The following is a 21,040-nucleotide window of genomic DNA, read 5'->3' on the forward strand; positions in this document are numbered from 1 at the left end:
TATTAGGCACGCCGCCAGCGTTCGTCCTGAGCCAGGATCAAACTCTCCAATAAAGTTTGTTACTGGTTCAAAGCTGGCAAATCATTTCATGATAGACTCATTAACGCTTTCGCTGTTCAGTTTTCAAAGAGCATTTTCACTAGCACTTCAAAAGCGCTAGATTCACAATATACCATGTATCATTACTGAAAATCAACAGGTAATAATTGGTGTGTTTCATTTTGTTCCGCTCTTTTTGGAAGGCGGATTTTTAATATAACATGAGCGGTTCGTTTGATCAAATGCAATATTTGGTAATTAGTTATAGAAGAAGGCTACATCATAAGAGAAGCAGGAGATGCCTCCGTCTGACTACAGATAAAACAAAGACTGGAAGCCCGTCTAATAGCAAAGGGATGCCCCACGAGTCTCCAACTTTATTTTCTCCGTCAATAGATTTTCACGCTACAACTATTAAAGAAGAGAAAGAATATCAACTCTTCCTCTCTTCGGACAGTTCCATTCTATCACGAATCATCTCCACGAGAGCGTCCATATAGTCAGCCGAATCATTCAGAAATTCAGTGGAGACAAACTCCAGCCCGCAAGCTTCTGCTTTCACCCGGCAATGGATTCTGCAATCGAAAATCGCCTCTACATTTTCAGTCAAAGACAGCAAGTCACAGACAACGACTGCCTTGCCGCCTGACTCAGGCACTTTTTCAATCATTGCAAGCACATCTGGTCCTAACCATTTCTGCGGGGCCGGTCCTGCGCTTCGGTAAGCGAGTTGCCACTTCTTGCAATCAGCTCGCATGGCGACCTCTTCAGCCAATTCTTTAAAAGCTTGGATGAACTCGTTGTTCACTTCTGGCACCCCCGGTTGACTGTGGGCTGTAAACAACACAGTCGCTTCGGAACGGTTCTCCACGGAGAGCCATTGCAGTGCCGTTCGTAGACGAAGACTGATCGCTTCTGCAATCCCCGGATAGCGGTGCCAATGATTGATTTCCACAACCGGAATGTTTGCACCGCTAGCTTCGAGCGCTTTTCGGACACTTTGATAATAGGCTGCTGTTCCCGTTCTCGAATACAAGGGGGACGTCGGAAACGCGTACAACTCAGTAACACCGTCTGCGACCATTTGTTGAACCGTCTCGTGCACAAAAGGAGACGTATGCTTCGTAGCTTGATAGACTTTGATTCGCTCGCCGCCTCCAGTTTGATTCAACCGCCGCTCCAAGGCCAGCGCTTGCCGAGCTGTTACCGAACCAAGCGGATCTGCAACGCCAATTGATTGAAAGCGTGTCTTGGCAGCCTTCAACGTATCCGGCGAAGGAACTTTGCCGTGAAACAGATGGGTATAAAAGGGCAGTATATCATCGATTGATTGCAGTGAGGCGTAAGACAACATGAGCAGGGCTTTCATCTGATTTTCGCAACTCCTTTTGGCTATTTTACATGAAGTCCTTGCTCTTGAACAAAAAAGACGACCTCTGATCGCTCGGAAGTCGTCGGTGTGTTATTTCCGTGTGTCTCTTATTTTTTTACAGAAGGCATAACACCCTCTGGAATCGGGCACTCATACGCTTGACCGCCCAGACGCTGTTTCAGCTCAGCTTTTGCCTGTTCAATCAGCTCTGGGTTTTTCAGCATGTCAATAGCTGTAGAAGCCATGACTTTCCCCGCATGCAGCATCCCTTTATGTGCCATGGATGTCGCACCGAGGGACACCCATTGCCAGGAGTGCAGGGTGGAGCCGTTTATATAGCACGCAGTTGTGCATTGCGCAGTTGGCGTAATCCAGCTCACATCCCCTACATCTGTGGAGCCGTTCAGCGGGATTTTTGATCCGTCGTATGGATTGAGCCATGTCACCATGTCTGGGGCAGGCATGTCCGGTGACTGTTTTTCCGAAGTAGCGAGTTCCTGCTTGGACAGCGTCGCGCGCATTTCTTTTGCCAATTGCAGTTCCGCTTCATCATGTACAGGGACGCCAAGCTCCTTGAAGTTTTTGTACATGACCTCTTCGAGCAGCTTGTTTTGCACCAGATTTGAGCACGCTTTGTCGAATACGATCTCTACCTCTGTTTCGGTCATGAGCGCAGCGCCTTGGGCAATTTTGCATACGCGTTCGTAAATCTCCTGTACTTGATCAACCTTTGGCGCACGTATGAGGTACAGTACCTCGGCTTTTGGTTGAACTACATTTGGCGACAAGCCGCCGGCGTTCGTGATGGCATAATGCACACGCGCTTCCGGGATGATGTGCTCGCGCAAGTAGTTCACGCCGACGTTCATCAATTCCACCGCATCCAATGCGCTTCGACCGAGATGTGGACTTGCTGCCGCATGGGCGCTTTTTCCTCTAAACTTGAAGTAAATTTGATAGTTCGCAAGTGAATCGATGGACATGATACTGTTATACCCCATTGGGTGCCAGCAAAGTGCGAAGTCCACGTCGTCAAACAATCCTGCTCGTGCCATGAACGCTTTCCCGGAGCCGCCTTCTTCACCTGGGCAGCCGTAATAACGAACTGTCCCTGTCATGTTGTTCTCTTCCATGTACTCTTTCACGGCAACGGCTGCCGCAAGAGAAGCGGTACCGAGCAAGTTATGTCCGCAGCCATGGCCGTTTGCCCCCGCTACGAGAGGCTCTTCCGTAGTTTGACCTTTTTTCTGGCTCATGCCCGACAGTGCATCGAACTCGCCCAAAATCGCCACGACGGGATTTCCGCTGCCAAAGCTTCCGATGAAAGCTGTTTTGATCCCACCTACACCGCGTTCAACCTTGAAGCCCTCTCCTTCGAGTGTTTGAGCCAGCAGTTCAGCCGATTGGTACTCTTCAAAACGCGTCTCCGCAAAGTCCCAAATCTGGTCGCTCACCTTGATGAAGGCATCTCGTTTTTTCTCAATCATTACTGCAATTCGCTCGGTATGCATTCGCAAACATCCTCCTCTGACCTCGTTGTCCACATGCTTTTTCGCTCAGGTAGGAACGTTTTTTACGTCAGCAATCGTCTGGCAATTCGGTTCAAAAGCGCTACGCTGCGTGGCAAAATCTCTTCTTGTATATCGAACTTCGGATGGTGGTGAGGCGCCGGGATATCCGTACCGATTGCCATATACGTTCCTTTTCCGCCACGATCCTGAACGCGTTTAATCATAAAGCTGGCATCTTCACTGCCCATCGAGTTGTACTCGCCGTGCTTAAAGGAATGGAAGCCTTCTACTTGCCGGGCTTCTTCCAGTGCCAGTTCTGCCATCTCCACATCGTAGCTGATCGGGATTGCTCCCCCGACGACTTCGATCTTGTAATCGAGCTCATGCATAGCGGCACTATGCGCGATAATGTTGCGCACGCGGTTTTCTACTTCTTCATTTACTTCTTCGGTAATGGAGCGAGTCTCCACAACCATCTTGGCATAGGCCGGAATGATGTTCGCTGCTGTTCCGCCTTCTAACACACCCACATTGATTCTCGTATCACCCGTGCTGAAGCGGGGAATCGCATGAATGTTCAACAGGGCAGTAGCCGCTCCGAGCAATGCATTTTTCCCTTGCTCTGGCGACGCACCAGCATGAGAAGAAACACCGTAGAAATGCGCCATCATTTTCGTGGTAGCCAAAAATCCATAGGAACCGCCGTGTACCTCACCCAGCGGTACATTGACACCCAAATGGTTGCAGAAAATATAATCAACATCGTCCAAATGACCTTTCTCCACGATTGCGTATGCACCGCGAACACCTTCTTCGGCTGGTTGAAAGATCAGTTTGAGCGTGCCGGAAAAATCTCCTGCTGCAAGCGCTTCTGCCAGTCCCAAGCCAATCGTGGTATGACCGTCGTGAGCGCAGGCATGCATGTTGCCTTCATAGTGGGAGCGGAAGCCATTCGCTTGTGGAAAATGGTCTTGCTCCCTACTTTCCAATACAGGCAGTGCATCCATGTCAAAACGGAAAGCAACCGTTGGTCCAGGTGCCTTCCCTTTCTTTACACCGATCACTGCTGTATAGCCACCGCGCATTTTTTCAGCGATCGCCGGGTTTGCACCGTCACGCAAAGCTCTTTGATATGTTTCCTCGAGAACCGCCTCGGAGGGCAAGCCCCGACGGGAATCTCCATCGATTGCTTCTTGTCCGTATATGACCTCATAGCCGAGGGACGTCAAAATCTCTACTACCTTGGAAGCGGTACGGAACTCCGTAAAACCCACCTCTGGATGTCTATGAAAATCTCTTCGCAACGAAACCAGATCCAACATCGTTCAATTCCTCCTGTTAACTCTGGAGCATGTCTTTTTCCATGCCCAGGTCCGATAGGCAAGCTCTAAAAATATGAGAAGACTGGTAAATGTAAACCCTTACAAACATATACGAATATTAAAAGACATTTTCGTTTAATTGAATTATATAGTTACCTCTCCGTTTTTTCAATAGAAGTTGTTAGACTTATTGAAAAATAAAAAAATTTCGTCTCGCTGTTGTGGTGGGGAGGAAACAGGAGAAAACGCTCAGATTCTAGGGCCACTCGCTGGGGGATTGACTGCCCGACGCAATGCAAAAAACGAAACCGCGTCCAAAGTGGTCCAATCAGGATGTGTTTCAGAGGTGGACGCTTAAAAGCGTGTTTCGCTTTTTGCATTGCGTCTCGGTCGGTGTCCCTAAGATCTTCGCTTATTTCTCCTGTTTCCTCTACGAGCTTTCCATGTTTAAACGAGCTTTTAAAGATTTATATGAATGAAGAAATATCATCAGTTACGACAGAGAAGAATATTTCCAGACGTAGCAACTTGTGGAGTCCTACCGAGCGGAGAAGGGGTTCGTGGGCAAAAGAAACGCAACGTGCTCGCGCTACGTAGCGGCTACCACTTTTGCGTTTCCCCGCGAATCCCTTTGGAGCGCACAGTCTTTACCCCCCAGCAGGACGGAGCCTGGAGCCTAGTCTGGAAATATTCTTCTCTCCATTGCAGCCCCATGACATGAAAAAACACCCGAAACCTCTCGTCGGGTGCTTTCATTTCTTTAACTGATAAAGCTTCTTCGGACGCCCACGCACAGCCTGCTGCTCTTCCCCGCTGAACTCGGCCAAATCCACTTCGCACAAGCTCCCCATGATCCGCTGGGCATTTCGTACCGTCATCGACAGTTGCGAAGCGATATCCGTCGTCGAAAACGACTTCCAGCCCATACGCTGAACCAGCGCACGCAGCTTGTGATACGATTTGACACTTACATTGGCCCGGTTTAGCTTCTCCAACAACTCGCGATCACTGGAGCGGAATGAATAGGCGAGCTCCTCTGTTTCTCCCACCGATTCCATCATGACGCCATTATCCTGTACGACGACAATGCCCGCCCCCGGTCGTTCTTTTGCATGCTGGATTGCTTTTCGCGCATTGTTTTCCGCAGAAAAAGCTGTATCCCCAAAGCCCACACCTACTGCAACCGGAACCTCTGCCTCCAAAGAGAGCTGTTCCACTGTTTGTCGGAGCATTTCAATTTCTCGTTGTATCGCACCACGCGAACTAAAAATCTGGTAGCGTCCGTTGCCATTTGCCAACAGGGAGCCGTCCAGCCGATCGCAGAGTGCAAGCAGAATTTGTCTGATCTTCAGCTCCAGATGCTGCAAGTAAAAGCGCGTGCTGGCCCGCTCAGGAATTTTGTCAAACTGTTCCAGCTCAATGATTTCTACCCCGATTTGTGTGTCCTTGAAATAGGAGCTTTTCACCTTTTCAATGACGATTTTCATCGCCTGACGAATCTCCATTTTCGTCATCAGGACACGATAGACAGGAATACCTTCCTCGCGCAGCGCATGTTCAACCACAGAAAACGTGGTGAATGCTCCTTGTGTCTTGCCTTCACGCCACAGCGATATATGAAACTGCATGATCGCATCGAGGTCAAAATGCTCGTCGTACGTAGTAACGTAAATCTCCTCGTCCGGTATGTCCAGCTCCGACATCGACTCTCGTAAATGCGTCCCCTCCGACTCAATCATATCGATGGAAACACGGTTCACGGCTGTATTTTGGTCAATCGACATCTGAATGAAGCAGCGATACAAATTCGAACCGTTCGGCGGGCAATAGACGATATTGGCATCCGGGGTGAGCACGTTTTTGGCGATGGTAAACGGAACCGGCCCTGAGAAAAACCATCCGTTTAACTCCGGATGATGCTCCCGGACGATTTTGCTCACTTCACGCACGTCTTCATAACGAAAGGGGACAAATTCGATTTCATGCTCAAACTCATTCGCGACCGCCAGTATCCGTTCCACCGAAGGAAGCGGTCCTACAACACCGATTCTATACATAAGGAAGTTTTCTCCTACTTGTTTATGATAGACACCTTTTCCTCATTCATATCATGTACGGTTCTCTTTGTCCATCGAATGCCAAATGTGTTGCTGAACGAAAAAAAGAACTGATGGCTATGTATACCCCTTAACCATCAGTTCGAACTTTATTTATTTGAATACGACTACTAACGATTCAAGTTTTTAATGTACATGCCAGCAGCCACTTGTCCCTCGTAAACCCATCCTGGAGGAACAGGGGAATATTTGCTTACTAATAATACGGTTCCATAAGGAGCTCCAACGACATTCATGATCGTTTTGCTATCATAGTTTTCTCGCGATACAACCCATCCAGTTGGAATCGGTGAGAACTTAGTCACATTGAACTCGGTGCGGTAAGATGCTCCTATTACATATTTGATCACCCGACCAGCTACTTCATCTCGTAAAACTACCCATCCTGCTGGAACGGGAGAATATTTGCTAACTCTTAATTCTGTACCATATGGAGCACCTGCTGTATTTTTAATGAGCTTGGAACCTAGATCTTCACGGATGACGACCCAACCTGCCGGGACAGGAGCAGATTTTCGAATCCATTCCTCATCTGAGCTCCATCTGGCAGAAATGGATGAATGTTCTTTCCGCTCACCAACACTAGTGGCTTGAATCGGAGACGTTAGTACTGCAGAAAATACGGCTACACTTAATGCTGAAAAAACCATTTTCTTGAACATAGTGATTCCCACCTCTCCTATCATTAGTATCTACCAAAATATACCACATCTTTTAAAATGAGTAAATTTTTAAGAAAAATCAATTAACTCCCTATCAGTATTCCTATCAATCAATAATCTAAGTAAATATTTTTTATCGAGAAACTAAAAAAATTTCTTTGCTATCGAAACCCCCAGCAAATATTCTGAATATACGTTTTCTATCATTTTAAGGGGGGTATTTATGAAAAAGGGACTGGCAATTGCAACCTGTCTTACCTTGCTTTTCGGGGTACTAGCGGGGTGCTCGAACTCTTCCGCACCTGCTGAAACCACTGGCTCCACTACACCTGCAGAAGCGACAAAAACAGAGCCGATGGTGTTAAAATGGAGCATTAACAGCGAGCCTCCTTCGATGGACCCTGGGATCGCCGTCGACGCGGATTCGTTTGACATGATTTACGCTGCCTTTGAGGGTTTGACCAGCTATGACCTGAACGGACAACTCGTCAATGCTACGGCTGAGAGCTTCACCAACTCGCCGGATTACATGAACTATACCTTCAAAATTCGCAAGGACGCCAAATGGAGCAACGGAGATCCTGTCACCGCCCATGATTTCGTCTATGCGATCAAGCGCAATCTCGATCCGAAAACAGCGTCCGAGTACGCCTATCAACTTTACTACATTAAAGGAGGAGAGGAGTACAATACGGGGAAAGGCAAAGCAGAGGATGTAGGCGTCAAAGCTGTAGATGACTACACCGTCGAATTTAACCTAAAGGCCCCGACTCCGTTTTTCCGTGAACTAACCTTCTTCCCGACCCTCTTCCCGTTGCATCAAAAAACACTGGAAGGAAACCCGAAATGGGCGAATGAAGCGAAAACCATCGTGGGAAATGGTCCCTTCATCATGGACACGTGGGAGCACAAAAGCAGAATCGTCTTTACGAAAAACCCGAACTACTGGGACAAAGACAACGTCAAGCTCGACCGGATTGAAATCGCTATGATCGAGGACAACAATACAGCGTTCTCGATGTTCGAAAATGGCGACATCGACTGGGGCGGCTATCCTGCCTCCACTCTTCCGACCGACGCAATCCCTACACTCAAAGATGCTGGCAAGCTGATGGTCGCGGATAATCCGGGCACGCAATCCGTTGTTTTTAATACAAACAAACCACCGTTCAATAACAAAAAAATTCGCCAAGCCTTCGCGTATGCCATCAACCGTCAGGAAATCATCGACAATATTTTGCAGACGGGTGTTCCAGCCGCCTATGGTTGGGTACCGACTTCCATGGGATTAAAGCCAGACGGCTACTTTAAAGAAGACCAGGCGAAAGCAAAAGCATTACTGGAAGAAGGTATGAAGGAGCTCGGACTCTCGACCTTCCCGACCGTTACCTACACCTTTGACACAAATGATACCAACAAAAAACTGGCAGAAGCCCTGCAAGATCAGTGGAAAAAGGCACTCGGTGTCAACGTGAAGCTGTACACGGCGGAGCTGAAGGTGTACCGCGACATGAGATCGCAGGCGAACTTTGACATGATCCGCTTCCAATGGGGCGCAGACTTCAACGACCCGATCAACTTCCTGGAGATGTTCCGTGATAAAACAGGCGGAAACAACCACCCGGATTGGGAAAATGCCAAGTTTAAAGAGCTGATCGATAAGAGTTACAACGAGCCTAATCTGGACGCGCGCAAAAAAATTCTGCTCGAAGCAGAGACGATTCTTATGGAAGAAATGCCGCTGGCTCCAATCAACTTCCGTGGAAGCCCTTATGTGAAAAACGACAAGGTGAAGGATTTCATCATCTTCCCGCTGGGCGGCGCTTACTTTAAGTACACCTCGGTTAATCCGTAGGGAATGAAAACATCTTTGGTTTGTGCGAACATAGTGGTGGGGAAGAGAAAAACGGGCTTCCTCCGTTCGTGGCACGCCAACAAGGAAGCGGAGATGTCCGTCTCCACTCCAAAAAGCGGTACGTCGACCAAAAGCCACCCGATGGGCGGAAGCTTCTCAGCGAAGAGGTTGGTCGACAAGCGTGTACCGCTTTTTTCCGTTCCGACTGGGTAGGCGCGCCAAGGCCTCCGGTCGCTCCGTTTTTCTCTTCCTCTCCGTAGCCTTTGTATACACGAGATTCTTGAAACCACATAAATCAAAACAAAACAGGCTGTACCTGTCGCAATAGACGGTACAGCCTGTTTTATTACATTTACAATTACACAGTCAGCGTTTTTTGGTCGGTTCCGTGGTAAGCATTGGTATCCAGCTCTTTTGTCACTCTGCTCGTCAAGAGACCGGACGTCATGCTGCCGCTTACGTTTAGTGCTGTGCGGCCCATGTCAATCAACGGCTCAACGGAGATGAGCAGACCGACAATGGCAATTGGCAAATTCATCGTGGACAAGACGAGCAGTGCTGCAAAGGTCGCCCCGCCACCTACACCTGCAACCCCGAAGGAGCTGAGTGCCACAACTGCGATCAGTGTCAGGATGAACGATGGTGTCAACGGATCAATTCCTGCGACAGGTGCTACCATGACAGCCAACATGGCTGGATACGTACCGGCGCAGCCGTTTTGTCCGATGGAGAGCCCAAAGGAGCCTGCGAAGTTGGCAATTCCCTCAGGAACCCCCATGCTTTGCTGCGTTTTTACATTCAGTGGCAACGCGCCCGCGCTCGTACGCGAAGTGAAAGCGAACGTCAGGACAGGGAATGCTTTTTTCACATAGGTGATTGGATTCAATCCTGCAAACGTCAACAGCAGCAAATGAACGATAAACATGATGATCAGCGCCACATACGATGCGACAACGAACTTGCCCAGCTGCCAGATGGCATTGTAATCGCTGGTAGCTGCGACTCTGATCATGATTGCCAGTACACCATATGGCGTCAGGCGCAAGATCAATGTCACGATACGCATAGTGATCGTATGGAATGCATCGACGATTTTCGCAAACAATTCAGCTTGCTCCGGATTTTTGCGCTTTACCCCTAAATACGCTACACCGATAATCGCGGAGAAAATCACAACAGCAATTGTAGAAGTCGCCCGGTCTCCAGTCAGGTCGAGGAAAGGATTGGCTGGAAGCAGTTCCAGGATTTTCGCCGGCATGCTCAAGTTCTCGATATCACCCAAGCGCTGCTCCACCTGTTCGATCCGAGCAGATTCCGCATCCCCTTGCTGGAATTGTGCCCCGTCGAGATTAAATGCCAAGGTAGTCGAAATCCCGATCGCTGCCGCGACAGCAGTCGTCCCTACCAAAAGTCCGATAATCAGCGTACTGATTTTCCCAATGTTATTGGTTAGTTTCATTTTGGTGAAAGCCGATAAAATAGAGATGAATACTAGTGGCATTACGATCATTTGAAGCAGTTTCACATAGCCTTTACCTACAATGTTGTACCATTCGATAGTGGATTTGAGTACATCCGATTTGGCTCCGTATACGTATTGCAAAATGAGTCCAAATAAAATCCCGAGTCCGAGACCGACAAATACCCGCTTGGAAAAAGAAATATGCTTCTTTTGCATGGCATACAATCCAGCAATGAATAAGAGCAATAAAACAATGTTTACAATGATCAATAACGTCGACATATATTCCCCTCCCTTTCGTTTTATGTACCTCTCATTATTGTATTCGGTATAGATATAGTTATATTACCAACAATCCCTACTGGTCAAGTAAGAATTGTTTTTATATTATTCCAAACTGTCTTACAGAGGTACATAATGTCCGGCTGCGGTGGTGGGGAGGAAACAGGAGAAAACGCTCAGATTCTGGGGCCACCCCCTGCGGGACCCTTCTGCACGACTCCATGCAAAAAGCGAAACCGCGTCCAAAGTGGTCTCTTCCTCGAAGTTATTTCAGAGGTGGACGCTTAAGAGCGTGTTTCGCTTTTTGCATTGCGTCTCGGTCGGCGTCCCTAAGATCTTCGCTTATTTCTCCTGTTTCCTCTACGAGCTTTTCTTGTTTAAACGGGCTTTTAGAGATTTAACAGAATGAAGAAATGCCATCGGTTACGACAGAGAAGAATATTTCCAGACGTAGCGACTTGTGAAGTCCTACCGAGCGGAGAAGGGATTAGCGGGAAATAGAAACGCAACGTGCCTATACGACGTAGCGGCTACCACTTTTGCGTTTCCCCGCGAATCCATTCGGAGCGGGCAGTCTTAACCCTCAGCAGGACGGAGCCTGGAGCCTAGACTGGAAATATTCTTCTCTCCACTACAGCTCCGCATAAAAAAACCAAGAACCGCCCATTTGGACGATCCCTGGTTCGTTAGTAATACGCCATCGTTTCGCTTATTTCAGCTGCTTCACCACCAAACACCACAACCAAGTGATGACGACCGCACCAATGGCTCCGGCAATGACGTTGAAGCCGGCCCACATCCACAGCCAATCACCCAGTACCAAATCGCCCAGCCAGCTACCCAAAAGAGCAGCAATGAGCGAAGCCCACCAGCCTGATCCTGCCGCTTTTCCTGTACAGATCAAGCTCATTGCCCACCAAACAACCACACCGACGACAGCCCATACGAACCAGAACATTCGTACACACTCCCTCTCTCATGATGGTGACGCTTACATAAGGGCCAAAATAATGACTGATTATCTGTTACCATCATATTGAACAAAAGAGAAAGTGTGCATAGGCATTTAATTGGTATACAGTTCCGCTCGGCGGTTGGCTACGCTTGGCAATTTGCCCCGTACTCGCTCAATCCGACTTACATCCAGTTCTGCGATCAATAACGTTTCTTCTTCCCCTGCACTCGCTATCACGACACCCATCGGATCGACGAACATGCTGCGTCCGGCAAAAATATTTCCGACCTGGTCAGCCGCACATACAAACATTGTGTTTTCAATGGCACGCGCACGAACCAGCGTCTCCCAGTGATCCTCTTTCATCGCTCCCGCTACCCAGCCTGCTGGCACAAACAAAATATCGGCACCCTGGAGCGCAAACTGTCTCGCGATTTCCGGGAAGCGCACCTCATAACATACCATCAGCCCGATTTTGCCGAATTCCGTTTCAACCACTTGATACGGATTATCCCCAGGCGCGATGAAGTCCGATTCTGTGTAGGAAAAGGCATCGTATAAATGTGTCTTGCGGTACGCATGCAGCAGCTGTCCATCACGTCCTAGAAAAACAGTCGTATTGTAGGCACGATTTTCATCACCCTCGATGGATTCGAACACACCACAAACCACATAAACTCCGTGCTCCGAAGCGAGCTCTGCCAAGCCGGACACAAATGGACCATCCAGCTTTTCCGCTACCTCCGCTGGGGTTACTCCCGACTTTGGCGTGGCAGGTGCGCTGTACATTTCAGGCAAGATTACAAAATCTGCCCCTGCTGCCTTTGCTTTGGCAATGTAATCGGCTGCTTTTTGCAAATTTTGCGTCTTATCCATCGTCGCTGTCAGTTGTGCAATGGCTACTTTCACGAATATCCCCGTCCTTCCCATTCATACAAAGCTCTCGTTTTCTTACTTGCTAGTATAACTGATTTTGACAGAGTTCCAAGTAAATCTGCTTTACCAACTGGACGTCTTGTATATAATGGACTTGTCATCTTGCGTATAAATTTTCACCCTATTGAAAGCAGGTGAGTCCAATGTCCATCCGTATCAAGCTGCTGCTCTCTTACACAGGGATGCTAGTCATCAGCTTGCTGACGTTTTTTGTAGCCGCCAGCCTGTTTACGATTGCGGCGACAGGCGATTTCAACAGCTTTCGCGATTTTTATAAAGTGCATTATCAGCTCAATCCGCTGACAGAACAAGAAGAGAATATTTTCCTTGAATTGAAATATCTCGCCAAGAATGAGCCGGATCAGTTGCAAAATCAGGAGCTGCTTGCCGATTACGATTTCAAGCTCAAAACGGTACGGGCCGGCCTGTATGTCCGCAGAGAGAGCAATCAAGTCTTTACCTCTCCAACCATCAATCAGCCCGAGCTAGAAAACAGCTTGCCGCCCTATGACTTGAACAACAACCAGATTCGCAACACGTTCAACATCGGCGAAAGATTTTATGCGTATGCCAAGTTTGACTTCAAGTTTTCAGATGGCGCAAAAGGCAGTGTCTTTGTGATCCGCGAACGCAGTCCATTTGGTGAGGTTATCCGCAAACTGCTGCCGATGCTCGTGTTCCTCCTCCTCGGCGTCATTGTCATCGCAAACGTCCTGTTGTACCGCTGGATTACTCGCAGCGTCGTAAAACCGCTCGATTTACTGCGCAATTCGGCTGAGAACATCAAGGAAGGCAATCTGGACTTTGAGCTCCATCTGTACACGAAAGACGAGATTGGACAACTGAACGAAGCTTTCGAAAACATGCGCAAACGATTGCAGGAATCGGTGCGACTGCGCCTTGCGGACGAAGAAAGCCGCAAAGAGTTGATTTCCAACATCTCGCATGATTTACGGACACCGATTACCAATATCAAAGGCTACATCGAGGGAATCCGTGATGGCGTAGCTGATACCCCGGAGAAAATGGACAAGTACGTCAATATCATTTACTCCAAGGCAGTAGACCTCGACTTGCTCGTCGATGAGCTGTTTCTCTACTCCAAGCTCGATCTGAAGCAAGTGCCCTTTACATTTGAACATGTAGATATCGTGCGGTTTTTGGATGACTGCATCGACGAGCTGCACTACGATTTGGAAAAGAAGGGCATCACGATTCAGTGGAATCAACGCGCAGCAGAAGGCACCCTGGTCATCGCCGATCTGGAAAAAATCAAGCGCACCGTCTTAAACATCATTGGCAACTCACAAAAATACATGGATAAACCTGAAAAAATCATCTGCGTCTCGGTTCAAGCAGACCCTCATTGGGCCACCATTGAAATAAAAGACAACGGCACCGGTATTCCGCAGGAAGCCATTCCTCACCTGTTCGAACGATTTTATCGAGTGGAGCAATCCCGTAATTCTTCCACGGGCGGTAGTGGTCTCGGACTGTCCATCGCGCGCCAGATCGTCGAGGGTCACGGCGGCAGAATCTGGGTGGAGAGCAAGCAAGGTGTAGGTACCAGCCTGTTCTTTACGTTAAAACGTACCCACAAACAATAGGAGGTGCACATTCCCATGTCTTCACGCATCCTCATCATTGAAGATGAGACGACCATCGCTCAACTGGAGCGGGATTATTTTGAACTGAACGGCTTTCAGGTCGATTTATGCCACTCCGGCAGCGAAGGCTTGCCGCTTGCCATCAATGGCGACTACAGTTTGATCATCGTTGATTTGCAGCTTCCGGGCATGGACGGCTTCGAATTGTGCAGCCAGATCAGACAAGTCAAGGAAGTGCCAATCCTGATCGTCTCCGCCAAAAAAGAAGAGATCGATAAAATCCGCGCCTTTAATCTCGGTGCCGATGACTATATTACAAAGCCGTTTAGTCCCAGCGAATTAGTAGCCAGAGCCAAAGCCCATCTGACAAGATACGAGCGTTTGACAGCCCGACAAACTCAACCAACGAACGCAGAAATTCACATTCGCGGTCTCGTCATCGACAAAGTATCGCGGAGAGTCTATGTACGCAATCAGGAAGTTATTTTCACGACAAGAGAATTCAATCTGCTTGAATTTCTAGCGACTCACCCGAATCGGGTTTTTAATAAAAATGAGCTGTTCGAACGAATCTGGGGCATGGATTCCAGCGGAGATATCGCGACCGTTACGGTGCATATTCGCAAGCTGCGGGAAAAAATCGAAGTCGATCCATCCAATCCGCAGTACATAGAGACTGTCTGGGGTGCCGGTTACCGATTTACTGTCTAAGCGTAAACGTGAATACCATAATCATCACAAAAACCTTCAGTGAAAACGAGGACGGATTTTCCGCTCCACGTCAAAGCTGGAGGATTTTTTTCAATAAAGGTCAGTTTATCTTTTTTTAAGAACCTTTTTAGATTCTATTAATCTCTTGTTTCTTGGCAGTTTAGGTCTCTCGACTATTCTACAAGTAGTCAAGCAACACCCATTCAACCAATCTAAAGGAGGACCAACTGATGAAAAAGTTTTCCAATAAAATCGCGATCATGATGCTCGCAACTATTATGGGCACAGCATCCCTTCCTTACGCTGCATTAAACGTACAAGCGGCTTCCACTCCCCTGAATGCACAAGAAATTCAACAAGCCGTTACTGAACTCTCCAAGCTGAAAGTTATGCAAGGCAGTAACATTCACAATCAAGTTACGCGTGCCGAGCTGGCAAAAATGGTCGCACACACCTTTGGCTTGCAAGGCGGCAAAACAGATAAATCCGTAACGTTTACGGATGTGAAAGCAAATGACTGGTTCTATAAATACGCGGTTGATCTGGTATCCCTCGATATCATGCAAGCAAAAGATGGCCAATTTGATCCACGCGGAACCGTAACAGATGCTGAATTCGTGCAAATCGTCGCAAAAGCGCTCAAACGTGATGTGAAGTCGGTTAACTACTGGGCGGAACGCTTCTTCTCCGCAGACAGCAACGTTACGCGCGGTGAAGCCGCTTATCTGTTGAATGTGGCTCGCCAGGCAATCCCTTCCGATAAAGCAACCATCACGAGCGTACAATCCTTGAACGAAATTACATTGATTGTGACGTTCGACGCTCCGTTGACAGCAGAAAACGAAGCATTTGCCAAAGCAAAAGAAGACTTTGTCTTTAGCGATGGGCTGACACTGACCAATATGCCACGCCTGAAAACAGGTTCTACCAATACCTACATCGTGCCGACCTCGGTTCAAAAGCCAGGAACCACCTACACCCTGACATACAAAGGGAAAAAGGCGGGCACATTCGCAGGTAACGCAACCAAGATCGACATGACAGAAGTGCGACAAGTAACAAACGACACGTTTGAAGTCGAGTCCCTGCGAGCAAATGGTGTCATTGATTATGGATATGTCATCTCTGCCTACAGTGGAGGGCGCGGTGCAAATGCATTGGTGCTGGATCAAAACAACAGTGCAGACGGCAAAACGTATCAAATCATTTCTTCCATGCAAGCAAGACAAGTGATCATTACACCGGAAGGCGGACAACCAATCGTAGCGAAGTACGTGCCATTCACACAATCAACAGACGGCAAGCAAGAAATTAAATTCCGTCTCCCAGAAGGCCAAGTCCTGACTCCAGGCGTTACGTACACCATTACGTCCGACTGGGCGAATATCGCAAATCCAACCTTCGTCGCAAAAGAAATCGCTCCGCTCGAAATTAGCGAAGCCAAAGCAGTTAGTGAGACTTCTATCACCGTTTCCCTCACAGAGGACCCGGGTGACGAGCTGTTCTCCGGACGCAGCGTAGAACTCACTAGTGCAGACGGAGAAAAACTGCTGGCGACGTACAAATATTCCAGCCGCAAAGGTACCACAGGCGTGTTTGACATCCAGCAAGATGGTAAACTGAAAGCAGGTACCACATACACGGTAACACCTGTCGGCGATTGGGCTGGCAAATCTTCTGCCGAGCTGACAGTCGAGTAGTCTTTGTAAGTGTTCAAAAACTGACTTTATGAACTACCTCTTTTGTGTGATGCAGGTATCCAAATCAAAAGAAAGGTGTGGGCTCGCTGTGCTGTATGCAGGTCTTTTGACCGCCGTCGTTATTCTGTCAGGGTGTGAAATGAATTGGAATACCATCCTGACGAGTGGCGAGCAGCAAGCAACCCGGGCGGTGAAAGTTGAAATGGATAAGCTGAATCAAGCCTTATTGACAGCAACCAGTCAAGGAGACAAAGCAGCGATTGAGAGGCTGCTTGCAGAAGGCGCGGATATTGACGCCACCGATAGTAGGGGCCGGACCTCTGCAATGATCGCGATCCACTCTGTTCAACTAGACGTTTTCAACTTGTTGGTTGAACGCGGAGCCAACGTCAACATCCGAGACAACAACTTAGACAATCCCCTGCTCTTCGCTAGCGCAGCAGGCCAGCTCGCATTCGTAAAAGCCTCGATAGCAGCAGGTGCCGACACTACCATTACGAACCGTTTTGGCGGAACGGCCTTGATTCCTGCGGCTGATCGTGGACATGTCGAGATCGTCAAGGAACTGCTCACCACCTCCGATGTCAACATTGATCATGTCAACAGATTGGGCTGGACCGATCTCTTGGAAGCAGTGATTTTGGGCGATGGTGGCAAGAAGCATCAGGAAATCGTGAAGCTGCTGATCGAGCACAATGCCAATGTCAATCTCGCTGATCACGATGGTGTGACGCCTCTCGGACATGCGAAGAAGCATGGCCACAAAGAAATGATCGAAATGCTCGCGCAGGCTGGTGGAAAATAAGAACATCTATAATGGAAGAAACAAAGGATAGGATCGTCAGAACTCATCTGACCCCTATCCTTTTTCTTATTTCCTAGACTAAAAGACCCTGCAAAACTCAAAACTTTTTCCATATTCAGGCGTCAATTACCAGTGGACTATTCCATTATACCTACACCATTTTGATAGGAGCCTGTTTTACATGACCGTCAGCTCGTATACATTGATTTTGGAAACGGACAAACGCATCCGAAAAGCTTCTCCTAACCTTGAAGCTAAGGTGGAGATGTACAAGCTCTTTCTTGCTTCTACAGACGCTATTGAAATCCATATGAGTAACCTGACGCATCCTTTGACTACCATCAGAATCTATGACATCCATCGAACAAAACTTGCAGAAGCCGAATATAGTCCGAACGCCCCCATCATCCTTCCGTTTTTTCCGGAGGAAGATGGCCTTTACTACGTGCAGCTGACGATTGGACCTGATCCAGACCCGCAGCACACCTACCAACTGCATGTGGATAAGTACAAACGCCTATCGGGAATCATCCAACAATCGGAGGAATTTTCCGCAGAAAATGGTCCGTACATGATCGGACCAGAGGATGCCATCATAGCTGCTGGGACCTCCATCAGCTTTGAAGCAGGTACATCCATCAACGTACGCTGCCAAAACAAGATCGTCGTCCAAAACGGGGCTTCTATTTCTTTTCGCGGGGAACCGGACAAACCTGTCGTCGTCATCGGCGCCATAGACGATACAACCGCGCACCGTTGGAATCAGCTCGTTTTATCTCCCTTGGCTGAGGCAACCTTCCAGCACATCATTGTGCAATACGACAACGATGAAGACGGCGTGGACTTCTTGACCTCAGCGGCCCCTTTCGTGGCAATCGCCTCATCCGTTGAGGAATTCGAGTCAACGGTTGCCAAAGCGAACTATGTGGAGCGGGCCGCAGTCATATCTCCCTCTTCTCGCCTGGACTTCATCAAAACTTGGTTCCAGCAGTCCAGCCCTTATCGTTTCCATATTTTTGGCGACCTCCTGCCTGAGCTTTATTTCGGCATTGATGTCGCCACCTTTGCGCGATGGGAAACGGATACGAAGCGGATTAACGAAGAACGAGTAGAAGCTGGCGAAATCAATTACTGGGATTTTGTTAACGGCAACTTCACTGCTGATTTGATAGAAGCGACATATCTGTTTGCCAATAATGAGAGCAGCCCGGAGCTGCGGATCCAACGCTTGATTGATTTTCTGATCATCGCGCAAAAATGGAGAAGAAAACACGGGTGCTTCAGCCTGTTTGACATGCTCGATCCGTTCCATGATCACGACGAGGAGTTTTACAAAACGTTTGAACAGATGTCGTCTGCCTTCTGGCTCGCGCACAATACGTCCATTATTCACTGGGATACTCTTTCACGAGAGCTCGGCATTTGGCAAAAAGAAAGTTTCTTCGAACGGCAATTCATCAACTCTGTCATGATTCGTCTGCATTTCGCAGCTGATCTGCCGTTCTCCCTTCCGGGGTATGGAAACAACATTCCACCCGTCGGCTTTCTGGGTATTTCCATTCACTTTGGCCCGTTCCGCTATCCAGAGGACTATCCGGCTCCCGAGCCTGAATTCGACGTCAATTACGGCGAACTCTCTACAGCTAGCTATGTGAAATTTATGTTCGAATCGTTGCTCAATGGCAAAACGAATCCCGTCTACACGTGGTGGATCCCTACACAAGCGGATAAGGAGCTGTTTCGAACCTTGCAGGAAAAGGGGATTTCGCTGGATTCCCCTCCGGAAGATTGGGACCGCGAATTCGTGCAGCCTGCTAGAAAAACGCTGGAAGAGATTCGGGCCTACTATCTTAATCCAACTCTTCGAGAAGATAAAAGAGCAAAAACCTCCAACCGTTGAGGTCGGGAGAAGCCATGCCACATGACTTTCGAACAGCTGAAGATTATTTCGGGGAATTAAACCTTTTTGGCAGTTATGTCTGGAGGTCTTTTGAGGGAGATGATCTTTTCCAAGCGCTCTGGAGCCTTACTTAGCGTAGGAATGAATGGCGGGGAATTTCGGAGCGGACAGTGAATCCCTTGCGGGGCGGAGGCCGAAGCGTAGACTGGAAATGCGCTTCTTCCCCCCACTACTGCTACGAAAAAAGCCTCCTCAATCTGAGAAGGCTTCCTCCTTAATTCACAAAATTTTTCCCATAGTAAATCTCGTCCATCTCTATTTGCAATTGCTTCGCAATATCCTCCTGCTCCTCCGGTGTCAGCCTATCCTTTGTGTATCCAAACAAATAATTGTTCAGATCAAATTCCCTGCGTTTGCATTTGGTATGGAAAATATTATCCTGGTACACATTCACATCAATCATGTGGAACAAGTCCTTAATTTCCTCGGGAATATAATTTTGGATGGAACTGATGTCGTGATCGATAAACAGCTTGTATCCATGTATATCCCGGGTAAAACCCCGCACCTTGTAATCAATTGTCATCAGGTCTGTATCAAACGAACGAATTAAATAATTGAGTGCTTTGAGCGGAGAAATTTCGCCACAAGTCGACACGTCGATATCAGCCCGGAATGTACTGATGCCCTCTGTTGGATGGTACTCTGGGTACGTATGAACCGTAATATGGCTCTTGTCCAACTGTAGCACTACATTCTCAGGTAAAGGCCCGGGAGATTCCTCATAAGATTCATTAGGGACTTCTACGACCGGCCCCTCGGATACAAGAAAAGTGACGCTCGCGCCTTGAGGTACATAATCTTGTTGGGCGACATTCAGTACATGTGCGCCGATAATATCCGACACGTTTTTCAGGATATTCGTCAATCTCTCTGCATTGTATTGTTCATCTATGTATTCGATATACGCTTCCCGTTCCGCTTTTGTTTTGGTGTAGCAGATGTCGTACATGTTGAAGCTGAGTGACTTGGTCAAATTGTTGAAGCCATGCAGCGTAACGTTTTGTTCTGTTTTTGGTTCCAAGCGTCATTTCCCCCTGTAGTAGCATCCAAAACTCGTTTGGTCTTACTTTTTCCTCCATCTCGTTCATAAATACCCACTACTTTTGTCCTATCAAAAATTGATTCAATAGCATCAGGGAAACTTAACAGAATATGGTTCTAATCCCCTTGGTTTAGTGATAAAATATCGAAGTGTGTCAAAATTTAGAAGAAAGGGGGAAATTATCATGCATTGGTATACAAGCGTATTGAAAAAATACGTCGCTTTTACAGGAAGAGCTAGACGTCAAGAATATTGGATGTTCACTTTGTTCAACATCATCGTATCTCTGGTAATTGCTCTCGTAGACTCATTAATTGGTACAGCATCTGTTTTGGGCATGATTTATTCACTAGCAGTATTACTGCCTAGTTTGGGCGTAACTGTTCGCCGATTGCACGATACAGGAAGAAGTGGTTGGTGGGTCCTTCTTGGATTAATTCCTTTTATCGGTGCTATTATTTTGATCGTATTCTTGTGCCAAGACAGCCAAGGAGACAACCAATACGGTGCGAATCCTAAAACTTCGCAATCCTTCTAATGTCTCCAACACCTCTCCTCATAAGGGAGAGGTGTCAGACTGAAGAGAAACCCCCTTTTGGGGGATTTCTTTTTGGCATTGTTCCAGCACGAAGTGCTGAAAAAAAGGATAGCCTGCACCTAACTTGCTTTCGCTAGGTGTAGCGCTATCCTTTTAATGTT

General features: G+C 47.9%; 16 protein-coding genes. 7 read left to right on the top strand and 9 right to left on the bottom strand.

Going from position 1 to position 21,040, the window contains the following annotated elements:
* Positions 1-472: 472 nt before the first annotated feature.
* From M3630_RS30060 to M3630_RS30080, 5 genes are all read right to left on the bottom strand, one after another.
* Positions 473-1,408, bottom strand: coding sequence for a ferrochelatase (locus M3630_RS30060; protein ID WP_251254619.1), 936 nt, complete (start codon positions 1,406-1,408; stop codon positions 473-475).
* A 110-nt stretch (positions 1,409-1,518) separates the two neighbouring features.
* Complete coding sequence (locus M3630_RS30065) at positions 1,519-2,922, bottom strand: M20 family metallopeptidase (RefSeq protein WP_251254620.1); 1,404 nt, start codon at positions 2,920-2,922, stop codon at positions 1,519-1,521.
* A gap of 62 nt (positions 2,923-2,984) precedes the next feature.
* Positions 2,985-4,244, bottom strand: coding sequence for an amidohydrolase (locus M3630_RS30070; protein WP_251254621.1), 1,260 nt, complete (start codon positions 4,242-4,244; stop codon positions 2,985-2,987).
* 752 nt (positions 4,245-4,996) lie between these two features.
* Positions 4,997-6,301: a hypothetical protein gene (locus tag M3630_RS30075; protein WP_251254622.1), complete on the bottom strand. Its 1,305-nt coding sequence runs from the start codon at positions 6,299-6,301 to the stop codon at positions 4,997-4,999.
* Between the two features lie 170 nt (positions 6,302-6,471).
* A complete protein-coding gene (locus M3630_RS30080) occupies positions 6,472-7,023 on the bottom strand; it encodes a hypothetical protein (protein ID WP_251254623.1) in 552 nt (183 codons plus the stop codon).
* A 223-nt stretch (positions 7,024-7,246) separates the two neighbouring features.
* On the opposite strand from M3630_RS30080, the gene M3630_RS30085 reads away from it, so the two are divergent.
* Entirely contained in the window at positions 7,247-8,878 is a 1,632-nt protein-coding gene (locus tag M3630_RS30085; protein WP_251254624.1) for a peptide ABC transporter substrate-binding protein, read from the top strand.
* A 358-nt stretch (positions 8,879-9,236) separates the two neighbouring features.
* Here M3630_RS30085 and M3630_RS30090 read toward each other — a convergent pair whose 3' ends face one another.
* From M3630_RS30090 to M3630_RS30100, 3 genes are all read right to left on the bottom strand, one after another.
* Positions 9,237-10,622: an L-cystine transporter gene (locus M3630_RS30090; protein ID WP_173610511.1), complete on the bottom strand. Its 1,386-nt coding sequence runs from the start codon at positions 10,620-10,622 to the stop codon at positions 9,237-9,239.
* Between the two features lie 709 nt (positions 10,623-11,331).
* Positions 11,332-11,580: a hypothetical protein gene (locus M3630_RS30095; protein ID WP_056490663.1), complete on the bottom strand. Its 249-nt coding sequence runs from the start codon at positions 11,578-11,580 to the stop codon at positions 11,332-11,334.
* A 108-nt stretch (positions 11,581-11,688) separates the two neighbouring features.
* Positions 11,689-12,486, bottom strand: coding sequence for a carbon-nitrogen hydrolase family protein (locus M3630_RS30100; protein WP_221866883.1), 798 nt, complete (start codon positions 12,484-12,486; stop codon positions 11,689-11,691).
* Positions 12,487-12,656: 170 nt separating this feature from the next.
* Between M3630_RS30100 and M3630_RS30105 the strand changes: the two genes are divergently transcribed.
* The 5 genes from M3630_RS30105 to M3630_RS30125 all read left to right on the top strand — a co-directional run bounded on the left by M3630_RS30105 (position 12,657) and on the right by M3630_RS30125 (position 19,236).
* Positions 12,657-14,120, top strand: coding sequence for a sensor histidine kinase (locus tag M3630_RS30105; RefSeq protein WP_173610513.1), 1,464 nt, complete (start codon positions 12,657-12,659; stop codon positions 14,118-14,120).
* A 15-nt stretch (positions 14,121-14,135) separates the two neighbouring features.
* Positions 14,136-14,831: a response regulator transcription factor gene (locus M3630_RS30110; RefSeq protein ID WP_173610514.1), complete on the top strand. Its 696-nt coding sequence runs from the start codon at positions 14,136-14,138 to the stop codon at positions 14,829-14,831.
* Between the two features lie 230 nt (positions 14,832-15,061).
* A complete protein-coding gene (locus M3630_RS30115; protein WP_251254625.1) occupies positions 15,062-16,531 on the top strand; it encodes an S-layer homology domain-containing protein in 1,470 nt (489 codons plus the stop codon).
* 139 nt (positions 16,532-16,670) lie between these two features.
* Positions 16,671-17,336 carry an ankyrin repeat domain-containing protein gene (locus M3630_RS30120; protein ID WP_251254626.1) on the top strand — a complete coding sequence of 222 codons (666 nt, stop codon included), beginning with the start codon at positions 16,671-16,673 and terminating at the stop codon, positions 17,334-17,336.
* Between the two features lie 181 nt (positions 17,337-17,517).
* On the top strand, positions 17,518-19,236 hold the full coding sequence (locus M3630_RS30125) for a hypothetical protein (RefSeq protein ID WP_251254627.1): 1,719 nt from the start codon (positions 17,518-17,520) through the stop codon (positions 19,234-19,236).
* A 274-nt stretch (positions 19,237-19,510) separates the two neighbouring features.
* On the opposite strand, the gene speD is transcribed toward M3630_RS30125, so the two are convergent.
* Positions 19,511-20,320 carry an adenosylmethionine decarboxylase gene (speD, locus tag M3630_RS30130; RefSeq protein ID WP_251254628.1) on the bottom strand — a complete coding sequence of 270 codons (810 nt, stop codon included), beginning with the start codon at positions 20,318-20,320 and terminating at the stop codon, positions 19,511-19,513.
* A 205-nt stretch (positions 20,321-20,525) separates the two neighbouring features.
* On the opposite strand from speD, the gene M3630_RS30135 reads away from it, so the two are divergent.
* A complete protein-coding gene (locus M3630_RS30135; protein ID WP_173610518.1) occupies positions 20,526-20,879 on the top strand; it encodes a DUF805 domain-containing protein in 354 nt (117 codons plus the stop codon).
* Positions 20,880-21,040: the final 161 nt, after the last annotated feature.

This window comes from Brevibacillus sp. MER 51 (genome assembly GCF_023714195.1).
GTDB lineage: Bacteria > Bacillota > Bacilli > Brevibacillales > Brevibacillaceae > Brevibacillus.

Excerpts from the sequence above, each read along its gene's own strand:
- M3630_RS30060 (WP_251254619.1), bottom strand. The coding sequence starts at position 1,408 with ATGAAAGCCCTGCTCATGTTGTCTTACGCCTCACTGCAATCAATCGAT.
- M3630_RS30065 (WP_251254620.1), bottom strand. The coding sequence starts at position 2,922 with ATGCATACCGAGCGAATTGCAGTAATGATTGAGAAAAAACGAGATGCC.
- M3630_RS30070 (WP_251254621.1), bottom strand. The coding sequence starts at position 4,244 with ATGTTGGATCTGGTTTCGTTGCGAAGAGATTTTCATAGACATCCAGAG.
- M3630_RS30075 (WP_251254622.1), bottom strand. The coding sequence starts at position 6,301 with ATGTATAGAATCGGTGTTGTAGGACCGCTTCCTTCGGTGGAACGGATA.
- M3630_RS30080 (WP_251254623.1), bottom strand. The coding sequence starts at position 7,023 with ATGTTCAAGAAAATGGTTTTTTCAGCATTAAGTGTAGCCGTATTTTCT.
- M3630_RS30085 (WP_251254624.1), top strand. The coding sequence starts at position 7,247 with ATGAAAAAGGGACTGGCAATTGCAACCTGTCTTACCTTGCTTTTCGGG.
- M3630_RS30090 (WP_173610511.1), bottom strand. The coding sequence starts at position 10,622 with ATGTCGACGTTATTGATCATTGTAAACATTGTTTTATTGCTCTTATTC.
- M3630_RS30095 (WP_056490663.1), bottom strand. The coding sequence starts at position 11,580 with ATGTTCTGGTTCGTATGGGCTGTCGTCGGTGTGGTTGTTTGGTGGGCA.
- M3630_RS30105 (WP_173610513.1), top strand. The coding sequence starts at position 12,657 with ATGTCCATCCGTATCAAGCTGCTGCTCTCTTACACAGGGATGCTAGTC.
- M3630_RS30110 (WP_173610514.1), top strand. The coding sequence starts at position 14,136 with ATGTCTTCACGCATCCTCATCATTGAAGATGAGACGACCATCGCTCAA.
- M3630_RS30115 (WP_251254625.1), top strand. The coding sequence starts at position 15,062 with ATGAAAAAGTTTTCCAATAAAATCGCGATCATGATGCTCGCAACTATT.
- M3630_RS30120 (WP_251254626.1), top strand. The coding sequence starts at position 16,671 with ATGAATTGGAATACCATCCTGACGAGTGGCGAGCAGCAAGCAACCCGG.
- M3630_RS30125 (WP_251254627.1), top strand. The coding sequence starts at position 17,518 with ATGACCGTCAGCTCGTATACATTGATTTTGGAAACGGACAAACGCATC.
- M3630_RS30135 (WP_173610518.1), top strand. The coding sequence starts at position 20,526 with ATGCATTGGTATACAAGCGTATTGAAAAAATACGTCGCTTTTACAGGA.